Raw genomic sequence first — 22,587 nt, forward strand, 5'->3', positions numbered from 1 at the left:
CGCCGCTCTACGATTACGCCACGCGCCAGCAGCCCTCGAGGTGGTCGTCAACCATGCCGGCGGATTGCATGAGGGCGTACATTGTCGTCGGTCCGACAAAGCGGAAGCCGTGTGCCTTGAGCGCTTTGCTCATCGCGGTGGACTCTGGGGTGATGGCCGGTACTTCGTCAAAAGTGCGCAGCCGTTCAGGGCGAGCGGGAGGAGCGAAGCTCCACAGAAGAGTGTCGAGCGCACCCGGGGCGTTCTCCGTTAGCGCCAGAGTTGCCTTCGCGTTGGTGACAGCAGCGGAGACTTTCAGCGAATTACGAATGATACGCGGATCGTCGAGGAGGCGGGCCACGTCGTCGTCGCCGTAGTGCGCGATCGTTGCCGCATCGAACTGATCGAACGCCTCGCGGATGCCCTCGCGCCGGCGCAGGATCGTGATCCACGACAACCCGGCTTGGAATGCTTCGAGCATGATCTTCTCGAACAGACGGTGGTCGCCGCGGAGCGAATTGCCCCACTCCTCGTCGTGGTAATTGCGATAGAGCTCGTCGTCGCCAACCCAGCTGCACCGAGAGCGCCCGTCGGGGCCAACAATCAGTGCTTCACGTTCTCTCACTTGTGAGCGATCCCTTCATGCTTGAGCAGCCACTGCTTGGTGGGAACGCCTTCGCCACCGCTATAGCCGGTGATGCGCTGGTTGGAAGCGAGTACCCGGTGGCAGGGGACGATGATCGGGATGGGATTGGCGCCGACAGCGCCGCCAACGGCCCTGCCCGCACTTGGTCGCCCGGTGGCGCGGCCGATGTCGGCATACGACACAGCGGCACCGAAAGGGAGCTGGCCGAGTTGGAGCCACACCGATCGCTGAAACTCAGTGCCCGTGGTGGAAAGGGGGAGATCAAAGGAGCGACGCTTGCCTTCGAAATATTCGCTGAGCTGCTGAGCGGCGTGCGTGAGTACGTCGCACGAGGCCTCAGCCTGGTGATCGTGGGGGAGCGCGCCAGCGTTCTCGATGGCGAGACCCGTGATGTGTTCGCCGTCGCTCGTGAGCTCAATGCGGCCGATGGGTGACGGCACTCTGAGCAGGTACGCGACCTCTGTGGAGGGGGATGTGATCGTGTGCATGTGTCGAGCGTACGCTGCGCAGTTCGCGACCTGCTGGCTATTTTCGGACATTGCAATTCCGAGAGGATTCGCTGCGCTGGTGAGGAGAGGTGCTAGATGCCGTCTTCGTTGCGAGGTTCAATGTTGATGCTCTGGTTGAGCTCGCTGATTGTGGTGTTGAGTGCCTCGAGCTGCTTCACGAGGTCGTCGTAGGTGTCGACATCCGCTTCAATGGAGTCGTAGAGAGTGTTGAGGTAATCCTGACGACTAATGAGTTCGTTGCGTTCACTGTTGAACTGATCGAGGGTGTTGAAATCGCCCTCATCGGCGCGTGAATTGAAACTGTCGATGTCGTTGTTGAGCTCGTCATAGCCGGAGTTGTAGGTCGCGTAGTCGTCGTCGATGCTCGCGCGAAGCACATCGAGTTGGTCGACGAGTTTTGCACTGGCCTCCAGCTGCTCGGTGAACACCGCGTTCGACTTCTCGTGGAGCGCCACCACCGTGGCGCGGTCAGTGAAGTACTCCGCGTAGTGAGCCTCAAGCTCAGGGCTGACATCAGCGAATTCGGTGCCGATGATTGAGTGCAGCTCGTTCGACCGTTCCCCCGGCTCAGTCTTCGCATAGAACTCAAGGATGGTCGCGAATTCGGGATCGTCTTTCATGCTCTCGGCTGCTGCTTCGAGCAGAGTCGTCAAACGATCCTGCTCGGCACTGGAGAGGCGGTCCCATGCGGCGTGCAACATCTCGTGGGCAGCGACGACTTCTTCGATGCCGTCGAGACGCTCATCCGTGACGTCGTAAAGGAAGATTGACTTGCTGCTCGGAAAGTAGCATCCGAGCACGCCGAAGTTCTCCTCGACGTTGGAGCACGTGGTGTTGAAAATCGGGTTCGTCTGAATCTCAGGGTGACTGGCATAGAAAAGGAACTGGCCCTCGTCAGACATAGCCGCCGTGGTGACATAGGCCTGGACAGTCGCTGACGGTTCAAAATCCCACACCGCAAACTGATCCGAAATGCGCTGCTGATTAGTGAGCGCCCAGACGCCAGTCGCGATAACCGCAAGATTGAGCGCGACAGCGAGCACGATCGCGATAACGCGCGCAACAGTAATGCGCGTATCGCTCTCGTGGGGACGCTGCGTTAGCGATTTATCCTCAATGCTCACGAAAAGAACTCTATCTGAGCCGTGGGGTCAGAGGGAGGGCGAACGTGGTGAGTTCTAGAGACGGCTCCATGCTTCGGTCAAGACCGAGCGCAGCATCGATTCTATCTCGTCAAATTCAGCAGGACCGATCGTGAGGGGCGGTGCCAGCTGAATCACAGGATCTCCACGGTCATCCGCGCGGCAGTACAGCCCGGCGTCGAAGAGTGCCTTCGACAGGAAGCCGCGCAACAGGCGCTCCGACTCGTCGTCGTTGAAGGTTTCCTTCGTCGCTTTGTCTTTCACGAGTTCGATGCCAAAGAAGTAGCCGTCGCCGCGCACATCGCCGACGATGGGCAGATCGAGCAGGCGCTCAAGCGCAGCGCGGAACTTCGGTGAGTTCTCGCGAACGTGCTCGTTGATCTTCTCTTCCTCGAAAATGTCGAGGTTTGCCAGCGCAACCGCGGCAGACACCGGATGTCCACCGAAGGTGTACCCGTGGTAGAACGTCGTCGCGCCGTGCTTGAAGGGCTCGTAGACGCGGTCAGACACGATCGTGGCACCGATGGGCGAATATCCACTCGTCATGCCCTTGGCGCACGTGATCATGTCGGGAATGTAGTCGTAGGCGTCGCACGCGAACATGTGGCCAAGGCGACCGAAGGCACAAATGACTTCGTCGCTGACCAGCAGTACGTCGTATTCGTCACAGATCTCGCGAACACGTTGGAAGTAGCCGGGGGGAGGCGGGAAGCATCCACCCGAATTCTGCACGGGCTCAAGGAACACGGCTGCGACAGTCTCGGGGCCTTCGAAGAGGATCATTTCTTCGATGCGGTTAGCCGCCCACAGGCCGAATTCTTCTTCGGTGCCGTGGAAGCCCATTTCTTCTGCGCGGTAATAGTTGGTGTTCGGCACGCGGAATCCACCAGGAACGAGAGGCTCAAACATCTCCTTCATTCCGGGGATGCCGGTGATGGCCAGTGCGCCCTGCGGGGTGCCGTGGTAAGCAACCGCACGGGAAATCACCTTGTGCTTGGTGTGACGGCCCTGCAGCTTCCAGTACTGCTTGGCTAGCTTGAATGCAGTCTCAACGGCTTCGCCGCCGCCGGTGGAGAAGAACACACGGTTGAGGTCACCGGGCGCGTAGCCAGCCAGGCGATCAGCTAGCTCGATGGCGCTGGGATGCGCGTAGGACCAAAGCGGGAAGAACGCGAGCTCTTCGGCCTGCTTGGCAGCAACCTCAGCGAGTCGCTTGCGGCCGTGGCCAGCATTGACCACAAAAAGTCCGCTCAAGCCGTCGAAGTACTTGTTGCCTTTGCTGTCATAAATGTGGTGGCCTTCGCCGCGCACGATGATGGGAACCCCGGCACCGTCTTCCATCACCGATTGGCGAGAGAAGTGCATCCACAGGTGGTCTTTGGCTTTTTGTTGAAGATCGGCTTCGTCGTACTCTGACATGGCTGACACTTTCTTGAGGGTTGTGAGGAACGCTTAGCGCGTTCCCCAGTTGTAGAACTGCTTGTGGAGGCGCAGGTAGACGAAGGTTTCCGTCGAACGCACGCCGTCGATCCCGCGAATGTCGCGGTTGAGAAGGTCGATCAAGTCGTCATCGTTTTCACAGACCACTTCGGCGAGGATGTCGAAGCTGCCGGCGGTGAGAACGACGTAGTCGACAGCGGGCAGTTTTCCAATCGTTTCGGCAACGACTGTGGTGTCTCCCGAGACTTGGATGCCGATCATGGCTTGGCGAAAAAAGCCAAGCTGCATGGGGTCGGTAACCGCGACGACCTGCATGACGCCGGAGTCTGTCAGTTTCTGCACGCGCTGACGAACGGCGGCTTCACTGAGGCCAACTGCCTTACCGATCTCGGCGTAGGAGCGTCGGCCATCATTCTGAAGTTGCTCAATGATGGCTTTCGAAACATCGTCGAGATGCACAGGCTTGTTTGCGGAACTACGCGACGGGGTGGTCATGCCTCGATTTTGTCAGTTGAAACCCGCTTCTGCAAGCGATTCCGAATCAAAATAGTGATTTTGCTGCGGAAACCGTCAGTCTGAGGGTAGATTCCGGATGACACCCTCGCTATCGTTGACGCATGAGCGCTTCAGAAATCAAGAACTTCATCAACGGCGAGTACGTAGCCGCGCGCACCGAGTCAAGTTTCGACGTGATCGACCCCGCGACCGAGCACAGCTACGCCGAGTCGCCTGTCTCGTCAGCCGCTGACGTGGATGCCGCCTACGCCGCAGCGTCGACCGCCTTCGAAACCTGGGGTGAGACCACTCCCTCGGAACGTCAGCTCGCCCTCTTCCGCATTGCCGACGCGATGGAAGCGCGCGCCGACGAGTTCGCTGACCTCGAATCGAAAGACACCGGAAAGCCCCGCGCCAGCCTCGTCGCTGACGAGATCATGCTCTCGGTTGACCAGATCCGATTCTTCGCGGGAGAAGCCAGACACCTCTCCGGGATGGCGTCTGCTGAATATATGAAGGACCACACGTCATCGATTCGCCGTGAGCCCATCGGTGTTATTGGTCAAGTGGCGCCGTGGAACTATCCGCTCAACATGGCCGTCTGGAAAGTCGCCCCCGCCATCGCGGCCGGCAACACGACGGTGCTGAAGCCCAGCGACACGACACCGTCGGCCACCCTGCTGTTCGCCGAGGTCGCATCCGAGTTTCTGCCAGCGGGCGTCTTCAACGTTCTCACCGGAGACCGCACCACCGGCGGCCTCATGATCGACCACAAGACGCCGCAAATGGTGTCGATTACGGGCTCAGTGCGGGCCGGAATGGAAGTTGCTAAGGCGGCATCCGTTGATCTCAAGCGTGTGCACTTGGAGCTGGGCGGCAAGGCTCCGGTCATTGTCTTTGACGATGCCGACATCGAATCCGCTGTTGCAGGCATCGGAGCCGCCGGCTACTTCAACGCGGGACAGGACTGCACTGCAGCGACGCGGGTGATCGTGCACGAGCGGGTTCATGACGAATTCGTCGCAGCCCTCGTGGCCTGGACCCGCGATAACGCGACAACGGGTGCACCCGACGAAGACGTTTACTTCGGGGCCGTGAACAACGCAAACCAGCTCGCACAAGTATCGCGCGTGATTGAAGAGCTGCCGTCGCACGCTCACGTTGAACTCGGGGGAGCGCGCCAAGGCAACCAGGGCTACTTCTACGAAGCCACGATTGTTTCCGGGTTGCAGCAACACGATTCTGCCGTGCAGAACGAGATCTTTGGCCCGGTCATCACCGTTCAAAAATTCACGGATGAGAACCAAGCCCTTGAGTGGGCCAACGACGTAAACTACGGTTTGGCTTCCAGCGTGTGGACTCGCGATCACGGCCGTGCAATGCGATTCGCGAAACACCTCGACTTCGGTTGCGTGTGGATCAACACCCACATTCCGATCGTCGCAGAGATGCCTCACGGTGGTTTCAAGCACTCCGGATACGGCAAAGATCTGTCGAGCTATGGCTTCGAGGACTACACGCGCATCAAACACGTGATGAGTTTTATCGGACAAGCGTGACCGGCTCCCACGAGAAATCGTCAAGCGTGTCTAAGATTGCGGCGTGAGGCATGACTTTGACGACACGATAACGGCGGGCCAACGGCCCACGGTGTGGTCGAACGTTCCCGACCTCGAGGACACGATCATCCTCAGTTCTCGGCGTCGGCCCCCCACCGTGCAGCCGTACGAACGCCCGGCGGAAGCTCAGGCGAAGCAAGCGTCAGCCACGACCGCTCAAGAGGCGGCACGATTGCGAGCGCGCGCTGCAGCGCAAGTGAAGCCTCCTCAGCAGTCGTCGGCACCGCCAGCATCCGCGTCGTCTGCGTTGTACTACCGAGTGCAACTCGACGGAACGGGGCAAGCTCACTCGCTTGAACATGCGTGCGTATTCGGTCGTGATCCGCGACCGCCGCGCATTGTGAAAGGTGTTGGACCACGCTTGGTTGCGGTGCAATCGCCGCTGCGGGAGGTCTCTGAGACGCACGTCGAAGTGCGACAATTGGGAGCTTCGGTGATCGTGACTGATCTTCGATCGACGAACGGCTCCATCGTTCAAGTACCAGGCAATGCTGCACGAAAACTCCGTCAGGGTGAGTCGGTGGTCGTTTCGACCGGCACGCTAGTGGATATTGGTGACGGAAACATCATTCGGATTCTGCCTCGGCGGCGTCTGGAGTAAAACGGGCAGGAAGGTAGCCGTGACCGAAATCGGCGGCAACAACCCGAAGCACACCATCGCTCTACCAGGGCGAGAACAGCAAACGTTTACGTTTGCGTGGGCTGCGGGAACTCATACGGGCCATCGGCGCGCCGCAAACGAGGACAGCTACGTCGCGCGTTCTCCGATGTTTGCTGTCGCAGATGGCATGGGCGGCCACTCTGCCGGCGATTTGGCGAGCGCTGCCGTTGTCGAGCGACTGGATGACGCGATCACGGGCGACTTCTTGCCAGCGCGGGCCGTTGAACGAGCTCTTGAACGAGCAACGGACTACATCGGACTTATCGCTCAAGATAGCGAGTTGGGGGTCGGTACGACGGTAACAGGTGTCGTCGTCACGGAGCACCACGAATCGGCAAGCTTCGCTGTCTTCAACGTCGGGGACAGCCGCGTTTACGACTACGAGAACGATCGACTGGTACAGGTCACGCGAGACCACTCGGTTGTTCAAGATCTTGTGGATGCCGGGGTGATTTCGCGCGAAGAAGCGGAGGACCATCCTGATGCCAACATCATCACTCGCGCGGTGGGCTTCAACGCGACCCCATCGCCCGACTTCTGGATGCTTCCGATTCAGCGCGGTCAACGGCTCTTGATTTGCTCGGATGGCCTTACCCGCGAGGTCTCCGATGTCGAGATTTCGCGGATTTTCGCGAAGCATAATTCGGCGGAGGAAACAGTGTCAGAGCTCATTGATTCCGCACTCGACAGCGGCGGTCGCGACAACATCACGGCCATTGTCGTTGACGTGTTAGAAGTGCCTACAGCGGCATAGTCGTCTAGTCCTCCATACTGGGGACAGACCATCTGCCCCCAGACAAGGGGCAGAATCCGATTTGTGAGTGCTTTCCTCACTTAGAATGATCGAACTCGACGACATGTAAGGGGTGTTTCTGTGGCTCGAAGACTGCCCTCAGATCCTCCTGCCCTGCCCGGGTTCTCACATGTGCACGTTTTGGGCTCCGGTGGATTCGCCGATGTGTTCTTGTATGAGCAGAATATGCCGCGTCGCCAAGTCGCCGTCAAGGTTATGCTCAGCGAGGTCGTCAACGACCAGGTTCGCCTCATGTTTCAGGCTGAAGCGAACCTTATGGCGCAGCTCAGTTCGCATCCTTCGATCCTCACCGTCTACCAGGCGAGCGTCTCGTCGGATGGTCGCCCGTACTTGGTGATGGAACTGTGTTCCTCCACGCTCAGCCAGCGCTACCGCCTTGAGCGACTTCCCGTGCCCGAGGTGCTGCGGATCGCTATCAAGATTGGCAGCGCGATCGAGACTGCCCACCGCGCTGGTGTCTTGCACCGCGACATCAAGCCTTCCAATATTCTGACGACCGCATACGGGCATCCTGTGCTCTCAGACTTCGGTATCGCGGCAACGCTGAGTGAGTCCGAGAATCTTGAAGCCGTGGGAATGTCGATCCCGTGGTCTGCTCCAGAAGTGTTGATGGATGAGACGGCCGGCACTATTGAATCCGAGCTGTGGTCCTATGCCGCGACGGTGTACTCACTCCTCGCCGGGCGTTCACCCTTCGAGGTGCCGGGGGAGTCGAACAAGTCGACAGACCTTATTTCTCGAATCAACCGCGCGAAGCCCCGTACGACCGGTCGCAGCGATGTGCCCGAGAGTCTTGAACGTGCGCTCAACCGGGCGATGTCACGCAAACCTGAAGCGCGCCAGGGCAGCGTGCTAGAACTCGTGCACGAGCTGCAGGCTGTGGAGTCTGAGCTCGGCCTCTCCCAGACCGCCATAGAAGTTGCCATGGATGACTGGGCGCTCGCAACCGTGGCTGAGCTTGAAGACCGCACTCGGGTTCGTCCGGGTCAAGCTGCAGCGATGACGTCGTCACAGCGTCGCAAACGTCGTCGCCCTGCCGCGGTCGACGACAGCTTTGGTTCATTCGAGAGTGAAGCGGCAGAGGGCAAGATGTCTCGCCGCAAAACAGGAATGAGTCCGATTCCGCGTACTCGCGGCATGCAAACTATTGCGTGGATTGGTGTTGCGGTTGCCGCGCTCGCGGTTGTGCTCGGCGCCACTGTCACGCTCGTGCAATTGCAGACTGGTTCCACCGACATCCCGACTGTGAGCGACATTAACGCTACGGTCTCGACCGATGTCGTTGAGTTCTCGTGGTTCGACCCTGGACTTAAACCAGGTGATTCGTACCAAATCACAACGACAGACAACCAACCGCCGTTGCAACAGCGAGAACCCAGCTTTGTGGTTGATGCGGAGTCTGGCGAAAACGTCTGCATTTCCGTGACAGTCACCCGCGACGGCAAATCGGGCGCAGCGAGCGCGCAGAAATGCGCGGTGTTGCCGTGATGATGGGTGGCTGTGATTAAGCGCTGGGGTAAAGCGCGTCGCTCAACAGTGATCGGCGTGGTGAGTGTCTCTGCGATCGTGGCGTTGGTGGCCACGGTCGCAATTGTGTCGACCGGTTACACCGCACAGCAGGTCGACTTGGCAGACGGTGCCGTCTGGGTGGCGAATAATCAAGAGCAAGCGATCGGGCGCGCGAGCACGGAAGTTCTTGAGATCAACTCTGTCGTGAATGCGCGGAGTGCTGACCTCGAAGTTATTCAGCACGGTGAGAGCGTTTTGCTATTCGACCGATCGGAAAGTGCGATCGATGTTGTCGATCCCGCCGTGTCAGAGATCGAGGAGAGCGTTGCTCTTCCGCCCAATCAGCCCGAGGTCTATTTCGCGGGAGACAACGTTGTTGTTCTCGAACATGGCACGGGCGACCTCTGGATTAGGTCCTACGAGGACTTCCTCAATTTCGATGCGGAATCACCGGCATCCTTGAGCCTGGGCGCTGATGCGATCGTCAGCGTTGACGACGACGGCTTACTCTTCGCGTTCTCTCCGTCGACAAGCCAACTTTTCCGGGTAAACGCGGCGATTTCTGACACCGCTGAATCAAGCGTGAGTCTAGAACTCGATCCCAATGCGGAACTCAGCATTACGTCGGTTGCTGGCCAATGGGCCGTTCTCGATTCGGATGCCGAACTGCTGTACATGGACGGTCGCACTGTCGACCTCACCGGCCTCGTCGACGGCGGCAACGGCACGGTCGTGCAGATTCCCTCGATAAACGGTGAACGCGTGCTCATCGGATACAGCCAGGGAGTCATTAGCGTTCCGCTTAGCGGCGCAGCAGCAGTAGGGCTCGCTACGGGCCAATCCGGGGTGGCGGCGCCTCCGCTCCGCTTGGGCGATTGCGAGTTCGCAGCTTGGACGAGTGGCGAGAACTGGCGCCGCTGCCCCAGCGATGCCGGTGAGGGTGTCATGCTGCAACTGAGCGGAATGGAAGCTAACGCTCAGCTCTCCTATTCGGTCAATGGTTCGCGCGCCGTGCTCAACGACCGTCTCTCCGGCCGGACGTGGGCGGTACAAAGCTCCGGTGAGTTGATCGACAACTGGAACCAACTCATCACGGCTGAAGATGAAGAGCCTGAAGTAGAACAGAACCTTCTCGATGTCGAACCGGAGGTTGACACTGTTCAGCAACCCCCGGTTGCGGTAGACGACAGCTTTGGGGCCCGCCCCGGGCGCGCCACAGTCTTGCCCGTTTTGCTCAACGACTACGACGCCAATGGCGATGTGCTGGTGGTAGAGAATCTTCCGACGATCAACCCCAGCCTCGGACGAATCGACCGCATCAACGAGCGCCAGCAGATTCAGATCACGCTAGAACCCGGTGCGAGCGGTCAAGTCAGTTTCGACTACACCGTCAGCGATGGTCGCGGGGGTACCGCCAGCGCGACCGCAACGATTGATATCAGAGCCGACTCCGAGAACTCACCGCCAGAACAGGTGCGAGCGACGAAATTTACGGTCCAATCTGGCGGCCGGGTCTCCAACCAAATCTTGGGCGACTGGGTCGACCCCGATGGCGACCCTTTTTACTTGACGAGTGCCTCCGTTTCGGCACCTGATGCTGTCAGCTACAAGCCAGGGGGAGACCTCGTCTTCTCGGACTCTGGTGCCGGTGGAGAGCTCAAGGTCGTCACCCTCGTCGTATCGGATGGCACGAGCGAAAGCTCGGGCGGTGTATCCGTTTCGGTCAAACCAGCGGGCGAAGTGCCCATCGAGGCAGACCCGTTCGTTGTGCTCGCCTATGCGGGCAGGGAAGTCACCGTCTCGCCGCTGAGCCACGTGCGCGGAGGCAACGGCAACATCCGCCTCAATAGCGTTCCCGCTAAGACGGGCGCTCAAGTCTTGCCGAGCTACGAGACCGGTACCTTCCGATTCCAGAGCGACGAAATTCGAAGCCACAACCTCGAATATGTCGTCACCGATGGCAACCTCACGTTCACCGCGATTGTGCGAATCGATGTGGTTGCTCCGCCAGACGCCAACACCTCGCCCATTACCGTTCCGAAAACTGTTTTCGTGCAAACCCTTCAGAACGAGAGAATCGACGTCGCTGGTACCGACGTAGACCCGGCCGGTGGAGTGCTGCTCGTCACCGAGATCATGAACCTCCCCGTGAGCTCGGGCGTTCGTGCGGAAATCTTGGAACAACGACTCGTTCGTGTGAGCTTGGAGGCCCCACTCGATGACGGGCCGGTCAGCTTCAACTACCGCATCAGCAATGGATTAGCGGATGCCGTCGGTGTCATTACGGTTGTCGAAATTGCGGCGCCGTCCCGGCTTCAAGCGCCGATCGCAAACGACGACTCCGTCACCGTTCGTGTGGGACAAGCCGTCGACATCCGCGTGCTCGATAATGACGAACACCCCGACGGGCTCGAACTGACTCTGGTGCCCAAGCTTGCGCAAGACCTCCCTGAAGACTCGGGACTGCTCTTTGCCTCCGGCGAAGTGCTGCGCTACCTTGCGCCTGATCGCACGGGAAACTTCACGGCCGCGTACCAAGTTGCTGGCCCCGATGGACAGTCGGCAACCGCGATCGTGCGAATCGCGGTGCGCGAGCTCGACGCCTCAAGCAATAACCCTCCTGTGCCCCCAACCGTGACAGCCCGCGTGCTGGCAGGCGACACCGTGCGCGTGCAGATTCCGCTGACATCGGCAGACCCCGACGGCGACTCGGTGCAGTTGCTTGGCCAAGCGACGAACCCGAGCAAGGGTGCCGTCATCGATGTTGAGTCCAATACCTTCGTTTATCAGGCTGGTGAGTACTCGGCCGGAACCGACACCTTTAGCTACACCCTCATTGACTCCCTCGGTGCGCGCGCAAACGGCGAAATCAACATCGGGATTAGTCCGCGCCTTGATGGTGCCCGCAACCCGGTAGCGATCATCGATGAAGTGACGGTCAAGCCGGGCATCACTGTGTCGGTGCAGGTGCTCGCGAATGACTCCGATCCCGACGGCAGCCAGCTGTCGGTGGTGTCGGTAGAGCCCAACGATTCCACCACCGTCGCAGAGATCGATGGGGATGTGGTGAAGGTCACGCCGCCCGAAGAACCTGGCGACTACGGGATCATTTACGTCATCGAAAACGAGACGGGCGGCTCGAGCCAAAACTTCATCCGCGTTACGGTCGACCCCGAGGCCAAACCGGCGTATCCCATCGCCACCGATAGCGTCTTGACCCTCTCAGATGTGCTGGATCGCAACCGCGTCACTGTCGATGTTCTCTCGGGAGTGTTCTTCGCCGACGGCGACCCCGGAACCCTCACACTTGGGATCTACCCGGGCTACGGCAATGCAGCCCGCGTGACATCAGACAAGCAGATCGAAGTCTCTGTAGGCGATGTCGGGCAAATCATTCCCTTCCGTGTGACGAACCCCGCCGACCCCACCGTCTTCAGCTACGCGTTCATTAAGGTGCCGGGATATAACGACGCTTTGCCGCAAATTGATCGCCGAGCTCAGAAACTCAGCATCAATAGCGAGAGCACGCTCGTAATCGACCTCAACGACTACATCATCGCGGTCGGCGACAAGCCCGTGCGCCTCACCGACTCCAGCACCGTGCTGGCCACCCACAGCGATGGCGCTGACCTCGTGCGCGACGAGGACACTCTCGTCTTCACGTCGGCGGAAAAGTACTTTGGGCCGGCATCCATTTCGTTTGAAGTGACCGATGGCACTTCGGCGACAGATCCTGAGGGCCGTACAGCTATTTTGGTGCTGCCCATTGACGTGCTTCCCCGCGACAATCAGGCCCCCGTTTTCGGCGGCGCTGTCATCGACTTTGAACCGGGTCAGGAAAAGGAGATCGATCTCCTCAAGCTGACAAACTACCCGTACCCTGACGACCTCGACGAGCTCGCTTATTCGGTCCTGAGCCCGCTGCCGGAAGGCTTCAGCTACGCGCTCGAGGGCACGATGTTGACGCTTCGGGCGAATAACAGCGCGTTCAAGGGAACGCGCACCTCGATTTCGCTCGGTGTTCGCGATGATCTCTCCGAGGGCAAATCTGGTCGCATCGAGTTGAACGTGGTGCCGTCAACGCGCCCCCTCGCGAGCCCAGCCGCCGATCTCGCTATTGCGAAACGCGGCGAGACAACTGTCGTTGATGTGCTTGCCAATGATGCCTCCACCAATCCCTTCCCCGGAGCGCCACTGCGAGTGGTCGATATCCGTGGACTCGGTGGCGGATCTATTCCCGCGGGACTCTCGATCGTCCCGAGCAGCGACAACAGCACACTGACCGTCACAGTCTCTAGCGAAGCGGTTCCCGGTGACGTAAACCTGCAATATCGCGTCGCGGATGCCACCAATGACGTAACGCGGTATGTCTGGGGCACGGTTGTCGTGTCGGTCCAAGACAAACCAGACCCGGTTTCGAACCTCGGACCGAGCGGTTTTGGCGACAAGACGATCATGATGCGCTGGAACGCTGGACCGGCCAACAACTCGGCAATCACTTCATACCGGGTGACGACGAAAGCCGCTGGTGTACTCGTCAACACGGTCGAGTGTGCTGGAACGACGTGCGCGATTCCGACCACCGGAAACGGACCGACCAACTCCGTCAAGGTCACTGTCGTAGCGATCAACGCCATTGGAGAGTCGGACCCCGTTACGCTTGCCGACTCTGTGTGGTCAGACATCATCCCCGTAGCGCCGACGTCGCTGAGCGCGTCGCCACGTGATCATGGTCTTCGATTGACGTGGAACGCGGTGCCGACACCGGCAGGCGGTTCCGCTGTTGATCGCTACCGCGTTGCAGTTGGTGGCTTCGAGACGACACTCGGCCTCGCTCAGTGCGACGACACGACCTGCACGTGGGAGACTCCGTCGACATGGGTTCTCGATAACGGCGTAGCGGTGACATACACCGTGAGCCCTCGAAACGCCGCCTACACTGCGCTCTCGGTCTGGAACACGAGTGAACCGCGCAGTGCGATCCCGGCCGGTCCGCCCATCGCTCTCACTGCGCCGGTGGCTACCGTCGTCAACGACACCACCGCTGGATTGACTTGGCCTAGTGCGTTCAACGAAAACGGTCGTCCGATCACGACCTACACGGCCGCCGCATATACCGGAACGGAACCGACCTGCTCGGCCAATGGGTCGGTCACCAGCAATGGCGCGAAGATTGCTGCGGTTGGTTCTGGCACGTCAGCGACGTTCACCGGGCTCGCGCCCAACCGCACGTACACGATGGTGGTATTCGCCTACAACGGCCAAGGTTGCACGGCGTCGCCGACGGTTGTCGCCCATACCCCGCCAGCCGTTGTGACGGCGCTCACGACTGCAGGCCCGGTGGCGAACGGAAACCGCTTTGACTTCACCGTGAACGGGGGAGCGATGGGCTCTGACACGCTCAACAGCGACTACACCCTGTACTACAGGCTCAGCGGTGGCAGCGTTCCAGGAACCATCTATGGGCCAGTAGCTCTCGGCTCCTTCCTCACCGCTGATGGCGGCCAGCAGTACGGTCAAAACATCTCCGTGGAAGTTCGTGCCTGCCGCAGCTACGGATCCGGACCAATCTGTCAGCCCCAATGGTCAGCGCCCTTTGCGCTCGGCATTCCCGTGAATCCTTCCGTAGCGGGGCTCACGTTCACTTCGGATAATGATGTGCTGAACGAAAGTGGCACCTTCGAATGGCTCGATTGGCCAAGCGGAACGTACGAGAGTGTGCGCTACCGTTGCGGCGGACTCACCTTAGGTCCGTGGCAGACGGCAGACACCACCGTGCCTGGCGGAAGTTGTCACGCCGATGTGGCGCTCCTCGTGGCGAACCCCACGCTCGTTATTCGCGTGATCGCCAATGGCGGTCAGATCTACGACAGAACTTATAACGGATATGACTATGACTAGAGGTGCGCTATGACCATGACTCCCGACGAAGCCGCATGGTTCGCGGAAAGCTTTAATCGACTCGTGACGAACGTCGAGCAAGTGCTGCTCGGAAAAACGTTCGTCGTGCGCCTTGGCTTCACAGCACTACTGAGCGAAGGACACCTACTTCTCGAGGACTACCCCGGAACGGGAAAAACCTCGTTTGCTCGCGCCATTGCGCAGAGCGTCTCGGGAACGACCAACCGCATTCAGTTCACTCCCGACCTTTTGCCGGGTGACATCACCGGTGTCAGCATCTTTGATCAGCGCGATAACGAGTTTGAATTTCACGCCGGACCGATTTTCTCCAACATCGTTCTCGCCGACGAAATCAACCGCGCAAGCCCCAAGACTCAGGCCGCTCTTCTTGAAGTGATGGAAGAGGGGCAAGTGACTGTCGACGGAGTCACGCACCCCGTTGGCTCGCCGTTCATGGTTATCGCAACCCAAAACCCTATCGAGCAAGCCGGAACGTATCGCCTGCCCGAAGCACAACTTGACCGCTTCTTGATGAAGGCCTCCATCGGATACCCCGACCGTGCGTCCACGCTGCGCATCCTCGACGGTGCCGGCGTCGCCGCACACTCGACCGCCATCGATCCTGTTGTGAGCGCAGAACTCGTCGTCGAAATGGCGCAGCTCGCACGCACAGTGCACGTCGATCCCACAATCAACGACTACGTGAGTCGCCTAGTCGAAGCGACGCGAAGCGCTGCCGAAGTGCGCCTCGGTGTGAGTGTTCGCGGTGCGCTGGCATTGATCCGAGCAGCAAAGACTCTCGCAGCATCCAATGGTCGTCACTACGTTGTGCCGGATGACGTCAAGGCTCTTGCCGAATCGGTTTTGGCTCATCGTCTCGTCATCGATGCTGAAGCCGAGTTCGAGGGCGTTACTGCCTCTAGCGTGATCGCTCAGATTCTGATCGAGAACCCACCGCCCACAGAGCGGCAAGCCGTGTGAGTTCACTCCTCAACCGCTCGGCGAAAGGGCAGCCACAGTACACCGCGCCGGAACAATCAGGTCCGAGCGGCGATAAGTCACGCTCGGATGCAGATTTTCCCACCGCTATTCGTGGGCTCGACAATGCGCGAACCCGGATTGTCGGTTACCGCACGGGGTTTCTTGCTGACCTGATTGTCGCGCTTGTACGTTTCGCGGTGCTGGCACGCACGACCTTTTCCCGGTACGCCAAACGCATTACGGCAGTCGTCACCCCTGTCGGCTGGGTCGTGCTTGTGCTCGTGCCGGTCACGCTCATCGTGGGGTACACGATCGCCTGGCAAGAACTTGTCGTCGTAGGGTTTGCGCTCGCTGCAATCGCGCTCATGGCCGCGATTTATCTCTTTGGGCGCAGTCAATTAACCATCAGCCTTCACGTGGGACACCATCGTGTCGTCGTCGGTGAGCTCGCGAGCGGCGAGGTGCGGGGAGAAAACGAAGGCAAGCGTCGCAGCCTCGGCGTTATCGCGGAGATCCCCGTTGCAGCTACCTATGCCGAAGCCGTGTTACAGAGTTTGCGCCCGGGCAGTTCGGCGACTCACGAGTTTCCGATCCCTACTCATCGACGCGGTGTCATCACGGTCGGCCCCGTGCGCACGGTACGTGCCGACCCGGTGGGACTCGTGCGCCGCGAGCTGGTCTGGACCGAGTCCGCAGAAGTTTTTGTGCACCCCCGCACCATCAGCATCCCGAGTGTGAGCACGGGCCTAATCCGCGACTTGGAAGGTAACCCCACCAAGGACCTCGCCAACAACGACATCTCGTTTCATGCGCTGCGGGAGTACGTGCGCGGCGACGAGCGACGCAACATCCACTGGAAAACAACAGCTCGTACAGGCCGCTACATGGTGCGCCAGTTTGAGGAAACCCGACGCAGCCATCTCGTCATCGCCTTGAGTTTGGCGACGACCGACTACTCGAACGACTACGAGTTCGAAATGGCAGTGAGCGTTGCTGGTTCGCTCGGCGCTCAGGCGATCCGGGATGCCCGCACGGTGACAGTCGTCGCGAGTGAGCAAACGCCGCAGTTCGCCAAGAGAAAGATCTTCGCGGTAAGGGCGCTTTCTACCCTCACTGGTACCCGCCTTCTGGATGACCTCACCCGCGTTCAACGTGCCGATACAGCGCTGCGCCTCATCGACGTTGCGCGCGTAACGTCAGAGCAGACCAGTGGAGTTTCTGTTGCGTTCTTGATCTGTGGATCGACGGTGACTTCACAGCAGTTGCGTGCAGCGTCGACCAAATTCGCGACGAATGTCGAAGTCGTAGCGATTGTGTGTGACCCGGAAGCGGTTCCGGGGCTACGCCGAGTTTCAGGACTCAGTGTGCTCACCATCGGGTATCTCGAAGAGCTCAAGAGAGCCCTCGCACGATCGGCGGGTGCATGACCGCACCAGTCTCTCGATCCTTCGTTGTTGTCTCCGGAGCTCTGCTCTGGGTCACTGTCGCGCTCGCATCTGCAGCGCTGTGGCCGATTTATCGCACGACAGATCTCACTGTATTGATCGCTGTCGGCGTGCTTGCGGGCTCTGCGGTGGCCATTATCTCGCTCTGGCGTCGCTGGACATTTCTGACGACGTCGGTGGTCGCCGCGATCGTGTTCGTTGTCATCGGTGTTCCCGTGGCGGTCCCGTCAGAGACGCAATGGGGAGTCGTGCCGACACCCGAGGGCCTGAGCGACCTTGTGTTGGGTGTGGCGCTCGGGTGGAAGCAGCTGTTGACCATTTCGCTGCCGGTCGGGAACTATCAAGCTCTACTCGTGCCCGCCCTTGTTCTGGTCTTTTTCGGAACCGTTATTTCTTTGAGCGTCGCATATCGCACGGCTCTCGCGGAACTGTCTGTCGTGCCATCAATCGTCATTTTTGTTATGGCAATCGCACTGGGCCCGACCTACCCCGACCAGCCTGCACCTCTCGCGCTGGCGCTCCTGATTGTGATTGCGCTCGCGATGGTGTGGTTCCGTTGGCGTCGTCGTCGCGACACCGTCAACGCGCTTGAAGCAGCGATGGATGCGCCCGGAGTCGCTCGACGCAAACGCGAATTTGGATTTGCGGGTGTACGCACCATGGTCAGCGCTGTCGTCATCTTGGCTATTGCTTCGGGAGTGGCGTTGGTGGCGGCGAACGTGGCGCCGCCTACGAACAATCGTGCCGTGCTCAGGACGGCGATTGTGGAGCCATTCGATCCTCGGGATTATGTGAGCCCGCTTTCGGGTTTCCGTCGCTATTGGCAACCCAGCACCGCGAACTCTGTGTTGTTTGAGGTGTCGGGAGTTCCGCTGGGTACCCGCGTGAGACTAGCGACACTCGATAGCTACAACGGTGTCGTGTATGCAGTGGGTAGCGGACGAGTCTCGAGTGAATCGGGTTCGTTCTCGCGAGTGCCGTCTCGTTTCGATCAATCCGACGTTGACGGTGATCAGGTCGATTTGACGATCACGATCGCAGGGTATGAGGGCGTCTGGCTGCCCACTGTCGGCCTGTTCGAACAGGTCGATTTCTCCGGTGAGCGCGCACCGGACCTTCGTGATTCCTTCTACTACAACAAAGTTTCCGGAACGGCCGCGGTCGTTGGCGGTCTGGAGAGCGGTGATACCTACACGTTTGAGGGCGTTGTCCCGGTGCAACCGAGCGCCGAAGAACTCAGCACCGTAACGCCTGGACTGGCAGAAGTGCCCCCGGTCCAAGATTCGCCGGAGGAACTCACCGAGCGACTGGACCAATACGTTCGCGCAGTAACGACGCCGGGGGAGCGCCTCACCGCCATGCTCGACGGCCTTGCGGCAGATGGTTACATCAGTCACGGTGTCGGTGTTGATGAACCCGCCAGTAGGTCGGGGCATTCTGCCGATCGTATTGCAGAGCTGTTTACCGCCCCGCGCATGATTGGTGATGGCGAACAATATGCGGTGGCCGCATCCATGATGGCGAATGAACTGGGATTCCCCACCCGCGTTGTTCTGGGGTTTATCACCTCAGACCCTCAAATTCGAGGCGACGACGTTTCTGCGTGGATCGAAGTGAACACAGCCGAGTACGGCTGGGTCACGATCGATCCCAACCCGCCGCTGCGCGAGATTCCGGAAGAGAATCCTGACGATATTGCGCAGGTTGCGCGGCCCCAAACTGTGGTTCAGCCGCCCGAAATTGAATCGGACACGACCAACCGCCAGTCGAATCCTGACAGCGAACAGGCGCTGCAACCTGACCTCGACCCTGTGCTCCAAGCCGTGCTCGCCGTATTGCGAGTTGCGGGCTGGACGCTGTTGGTGATCTTGGTCATTGCGGCACCTTTCCTGCTGATTATTGCCGCGAAGGTGCGACGCCGTCAGCTTCGTAAGCGTGCCGATTCGACGGTCGAACAGATCAGCGGTGGATGGCAAGAATTCGAGGATTCCCTCATCGACCACGGCTATTCGCCCCCCATATCGGGAACACGAACGGAAGTCGCTGCTGTGATGGCCACTCCGGATGCTCGCGGACTCGCCGAGCACGCTGACCGTGCGATTTTCTCCGGAGCTGAACCGGAAACTGTTGAAGCCGACGCGTTCTGGACGAACGTGACGGAACTGGAAACTCAACTCAATACTGGACTGTCGCGCTGGGCGCGGTTCAGGACCAAAATATCACTGCGATCGCTCGGTGGTTATAGTGTCACAAGTCTGTTTAAGCGATAGAGGACTACCCGTGAATTGCTCTTTCTGCGCGACGCAACTACCCGCCGATGCCGTCTATTGTGCTGAGTGTGGGCGGCCTGCGATGTCTCGTCGCGCCCGCCGGGGTGCTGTCGGAGGCGATGTGACCCCGCCTGCTGCTGTCGCTCCTGCGCGTTCTGAACGCGCGGAACGCGCCACCGATGAAACACCAACGAACCTGCGGCGCCGTCGGAATCGTGGGTCCGCTGCGAGTGATTCCGCTGCGGCTGCTTCCGTTGCGGCTGCGACGAGCTCCGTTCCCGAACACGCTGAAGAGGCACCGGCTGGGCACAATCCGGCTACGGCATCCGATGGTGTGGATGCTTCTGCCCCCGTGCTCGCCGAGCTGGCGCCTGTCAGCGTAGAGAAGCCGGTGGACGTTGCCGAGAACGCGTCAACTGACGCTGTGGACATTGACGATGTCGACTCGGACAGCGACACAGAGCTGCCTGCGGCACTTCGCGATGCCTTGGTGTCAGCGCCTGACGTGCTGGCGGATGGCGCCCGCACGCTGCGGCTGGGTGACCCGCTTGTGCTCTCGGCTGCCGCTGACGTAGTTCGTTCCGAGGCTGATGCTTCGCGTGCAGAGCAATCCGCGGAGGCGGTCGTGTCTGACTCCGCCGACGTTGAGATCCCGAGCGATGCAGCGCCAGCTGCTGCGGACGAGTCTGAACACCCTATTCCGTTCGATGAAGACGGCCCCTATGACGAGGTGCTTCCGTTCGATGAGGACGGCCCCTACGACGAGGTCGCAAACCCTGCGCTTCTCACCTTCGACCAGAACCTCCCCGTCGCATCGTCTGCCGCGCCGGATGCTGAACCGTACTTCACGACAGTTGCTGAAGCGGCTGCTGCGCTTGCAGCCGAACCTTCCTCTGGCGGCGTAGTCGACGATGACGTTGTGCGCGAACAGCCACAATCTGACGCGAACGAAAGCTGGCGAGGTCTGCCGGCGCCGATCCTCGAGGAATCGACTCCGCTCGCGGTAGATGCGGATTATGTCGCGGTCGCTGACGAAAAACAGGACACTGACGCTGCGCCCGAACCGGCGACCGACGAGGCTCCCGAGCGTGCGGTAGTTGAGCCCGTGGCTACTGTCGAGCCCGAGCCCGAGCCCGAGCCCGAGCCCGAGCCCGAGCCCGAGCCCGAGGCTGATGCCGAGCCCAAGGCTGATGCCGAGCCAGTCAGCAATGTTGAGCCCGTCGCCGAAATTGAACGGGAGACCGAGCCCGCGGCCGCTGAATCGGAGGTTTCCGAGTTCGTGCGTGCCGAAGAAGTCGCAGCCGAATCTGCGGAAGAGCCCGAAACTCACTCGGAATCTCAGGCTGACACGGAAGCCGATGGGACGACGGCAGAGATCGACGTCGAAGCACACGAACCTAATGAACCGGAGCCTGTCGCAGAGTTTGTAGCGCACGATGCTGATGCTGCGGTTGGTGAGCCCGAGGCGCGCCTTGAAGCGCTTGTTGAGCCTGAACTGGCCGGATCGCCCGAGTCCGAGGCATCGCTCGACACGAAGCTTGAGTCCGGCGCCGACGCTGAAGTAGTGCTCGAACCGGAACTCGATTCCGCGCCAGAGCCAGAGCCAGAGCCCGAGCCCGAACCCGAGCCAGAGCCAGAGCCAGAACCGCTAGTGGAACCTGAGCCGCTTGTAGAGCCAGCACCGCTTTCTCGGTCCGCTTTCGAGCCCGACTTGAGTAAGTTGGGTCGTCCTGAAGCTGTCGAAGAAGAGCCAGTGCGCCTTCACGTGAAGCCAGTACGTCCGTTGGCTGAGGAACCGCTCTTCACGACTGCAGACCGCTTGCGTGCATCCGCCTTCGCGCCCGTCGCCTCTGAACGTGTCGATAGCCAGCCAGCTCCCTCTGCGGTAGCCGGGCCCGAAGAATCGGCCGCTGTTGCAACCGGATCGGCACCTCACGGAGCAGGAGAGCACGGGACCCAACCGCGCGGTGAAGTCGCGGCGGCGGTAGCAGCTGTCCAAGCAGAGCCCGCAGTCGAGGAAGCGGCCGCACTGATTGGCTCATCCGTTGAGACGTGTCAGCAGTGTGGCACCGTTCTGGCTGAATCCGACATCTTCTGTGGCTCCTGCGGTTTCGTGCGTCACGGCGTTGGCCCTGGTGCTCGCGCCGCAGCATCCACGCCACACACCATCGTGCAGGAAGCAGCTTCTTCCGACGAAAGGGCACATGACCAGGTAGAGACGATCGACCACAGCGAGGTCACGGCTGATGAAGCTCTCGTCCCCGTGGCCGAAGACTCGCACGCTCCGCTTGCGAACGACATGCAGCCGGATGCAGAGATGCCGGCGGCTACAGACTCGGCCGCAGCGCCAGATGCTGAGGTAGCAGCCCCAGAAGCGCTGCAGCCAGTCGAAGCCGCAGTTCCCATTGCCGAGCAGTCAGTAGTGAGCGATGAGTTCGCCTCCGTGGATGAACCCGAACCCGCAGCGACCGTGACTGAACCGGAGCCATTGCTCGAGCCGGAGCCATATTCCTTGGCGGCACCGGATCTGACAGCTGCACCCGCTCTCGAGCCCGAAGACGAGCCTGACGATGCTCTGGATGCCGCTGACGCGCTCTCTACGGGCTCAAAACCATTCTCGGTACTCGCTCCGCCTCCGAAGTCTCACCAGCGCGTAGAACTTCCCATCTCGCCGCCGGTGCCGCTCGCGTCTGTCGGCGCCGATGATGAGGATATTGAAGACACCCGGATCGTTGTTCGCAGCGTCACTGGCACTCGTTTCGTGCTCCAATTCAGCACGGGGGATAGCGTGATCGTGACAGGAACCGGGCTTGTCGGTCGTAATCCGATCCCAGAGCCTTCCGAAAAGTTCGACATCGTCGTGCCGATTACTGACCCCAGCAAGTCGGTGTCCAAGACTCACCTGGAGTTCGGGCAGATGAGTGGAGTGTTCTGGATCAGCGACCGGTATTCCGGAAACGGAACGATCGTTCGCGAGCCAGGCGGAGAGCCGAAGCGATGTGAGCCAGGCAAGCGCTACCGCGTCGTCCGCGGAACGCGAGTTGAAATCGGGGAACAGTTCTTCATCGTCAGCTAACGGGCTGCCGGCATCGAACGCGATGAGCGTATCGATCGCTGCAACCACCCCTGCACAGCGTGCATTAAGCGGGGCTCTCCACTGACGAGGGCGCGCTCTG

At 60.2% G+C, this 22,587-nt stretch carries 14 protein-coding genes; 9 read left to right on the plus strand and 5 right to left on the minus strand.

Annotation, left to right across the window (positions count from 1 at the left end; all coding sequences use genetic code 11):
• Nucleotides 1-13 precede the first annotated feature (13 nt).
• From I6E73_RS13770 to I6E73_RS13790, 5 genes are all read right to left on the minus strand, one after another.
• The gene (locus tag I6E73_RS13770; protein WP_197126464.1) at nt 14-604 is read right to left on the minus strand and encodes a DNA-3-methyladenine glycosylase I; all 591 of its coding nucleotides are present in this window, start codon (nt 602-604) and stop codon (nt 14-16) included.
• Nucleotides 601-1,113 (minus strand): methylated-DNA--[protein]-cysteine S-methyltransferase, encoded by a 513-nt coding sequence (locus I6E73_RS13775; protein ID WP_197126466.1) that lies wholly within the window; start codon nt 1,111-1,113, stop codon nt 601-603. The genes I6E73_RS13770 and I6E73_RS13775 overlap by 4 nt, the downstream gene beginning before the upstream one ends.
• 92 nt (nt 1,114-1,205) lie before the next feature.
• Entirely contained in the window at nt 1,206-2,258 is a 1,053-nt protein-coding gene (locus I6E73_RS13780; RefSeq protein WP_231601030.1) for a hypothetical protein, read from the minus strand.
• 54 nt (nt 2,259-2,312) lie between these two features.
• Complete coding sequence (locus tag I6E73_RS13785; protein WP_197109012.1) at nt 2,313-3,695, minus strand: aspartate aminotransferase family protein; 1,383 nt, start codon at nt 3,693-3,695, stop codon at nt 2,313-2,315.
• Nucleotides 3,696-3,728: 33 nt separating this feature from the next.
• Entirely contained in the window at nt 3,729-4,211 is a 483-nt protein-coding gene (locus I6E73_RS13790; RefSeq protein WP_197108937.1) for an Lrp/AsnC family transcriptional regulator, read from the minus strand.
• A gap of 122 nt (nt 4,212-4,333) precedes the next feature.
• Between I6E73_RS13790 and I6E73_RS13795 the strand changes: the two genes are divergently transcribed.
• From I6E73_RS13795 to I6E73_RS14940, 9 genes are all read left to right on the plus strand, one after another.
• Nucleotides 4,334-5,770, plus strand: coding sequence for an aminobutyraldehyde dehydrogenase (locus tag I6E73_RS13795; protein ID WP_197126468.1), 1,437 nt, complete (start codon nt 4,334-4,336; stop codon nt 5,768-5,770).
• Between the two features lie 43 nt (nt 5,771-5,813).
• On the plus strand, nt 5,814-6,431 hold the full coding sequence (locus tag I6E73_RS14935) for an FHA domain-containing protein (protein WP_197108935.1): 618 nt from the start codon (nt 5,814-5,816) through the stop codon (nt 6,429-6,431).
• Nucleotides 6,432-6,450: 19 nt separating this feature from the next.
• Complete coding sequence (locus tag I6E73_RS13805) at nt 6,451-7,245, plus strand: PP2C family serine/threonine-protein phosphatase (protein WP_197108934.1); 795 nt, start codon at nt 6,451-6,453, stop codon at nt 7,243-7,245.
• Between the two features lie 120 nt (nt 7,246-7,365).
• Complete coding sequence (locus I6E73_RS13810) at nt 7,366-8,793, plus strand: serine/threonine-protein kinase (RefSeq protein WP_197126470.1); 1,428 nt, start codon at nt 7,366-7,368, stop codon at nt 8,791-8,793.
• A gap of 57 nt (nt 8,794-8,850) precedes the next feature.
• Nucleotides 8,851-14,715 (plus strand): Ig-like domain-containing protein, encoded by a 5,865-nt coding sequence (locus I6E73_RS13815; RefSeq protein ID WP_197126472.1) that lies wholly within the window; start codon nt 8,851-8,853, stop codon nt 14,713-14,715.
• Between the two features lie 9 nt (nt 14,716-14,724).
• A complete protein-coding gene (locus I6E73_RS13820) occupies nt 14,725-15,696 on the plus strand; it encodes a MoxR family ATPase (RefSeq protein ID WP_197126474.1) in 972 nt (323 codons plus the stop codon).
• On the plus strand, nt 15,693-17,123 hold the full coding sequence (locus I6E73_RS13825; RefSeq protein ID WP_307784325.1) for a DUF58 domain-containing protein: 1,431 nt from the start codon (nt 15,693-15,695) through the stop codon (nt 17,121-17,123). Before I6E73_RS13820 ends, I6E73_RS13825 begins: the two co-directional genes overlap by 4 nt.
• Nucleotides 17,120-19,411, plus strand: a complete 2,292-nt coding sequence (locus I6E73_RS13830; protein WP_197126476.1) for a transglutaminase domain-containing protein — start codon at nt 17,120-17,122, stop codon at nt 19,409-19,411. Before I6E73_RS13825 ends, I6E73_RS13830 begins: the two co-directional genes overlap by 4 nt.
• A 121-nt stretch (nt 19,412-19,532) precedes the next feature.
• Nucleotides 19,533-22,487: an FHA domain-containing protein gene (locus tag I6E73_RS14940; protein ID WP_197126478.1), complete on the plus strand. Its 2,955-nt coding sequence runs from the start codon at nt 19,533-19,535 to the stop codon at nt 22,485-22,487.
• Nucleotides 22,488-22,587: the final 100 nt, after the last annotated feature.

This window comes from Salinibacterium sp. SWN248 (assembly GCF_015864575.1).
GTDB lineage: Bacteria > Actinomycetota > Actinomycetes > Actinomycetales > Microbacteriaceae > Rhodoglobus.

What these genes read in the sequence shown, in the direction of transcription:
- I6E73_RS13775 (WP_197126466.1), bottom strand. Translation starts at nt 1,113, where the DNA reads ATGCACACGATCACATCCCCCTCCACAGAGGTCGCGTACCTGCTCAGA.
- I6E73_RS13785 (WP_197109012.1), bottom strand. Translation starts at nt 3,695, where the DNA reads ATGTCAGAGTACGACGAAGCCGATCTTCAACAAAAAGCCAAAGACCAC.
- I6E73_RS13790 (WP_197108937.1), bottom strand. Translation starts at nt 4,211, where the DNA reads ATGACCACCCCGTCGCGTAGTTCCGCAAACAAGCCTGTGCATCTCGAC.
- I6E73_RS13795 (WP_197126468.1), top strand. Translation starts at nt 4,334, where the DNA reads ATGAGCGCTTCAGAAATCAAGAACTTCATCAACGGCGAGTACGTAGCC.
- I6E73_RS13820 (WP_197126474.1), top strand. Translation starts at nt 14,725, where the DNA reads ATGACCATGACTCCCGACGAAGCCGCATGGTTCGCGGAAAGCTTTAAT.
- I6E73_RS13830 (WP_197126476.1), top strand. Translation starts at nt 17,120, where the DNA reads ATGACCGCACCAGTCTCTCGATCCTTCGTTGTTGTCTCCGGAGCTCTG.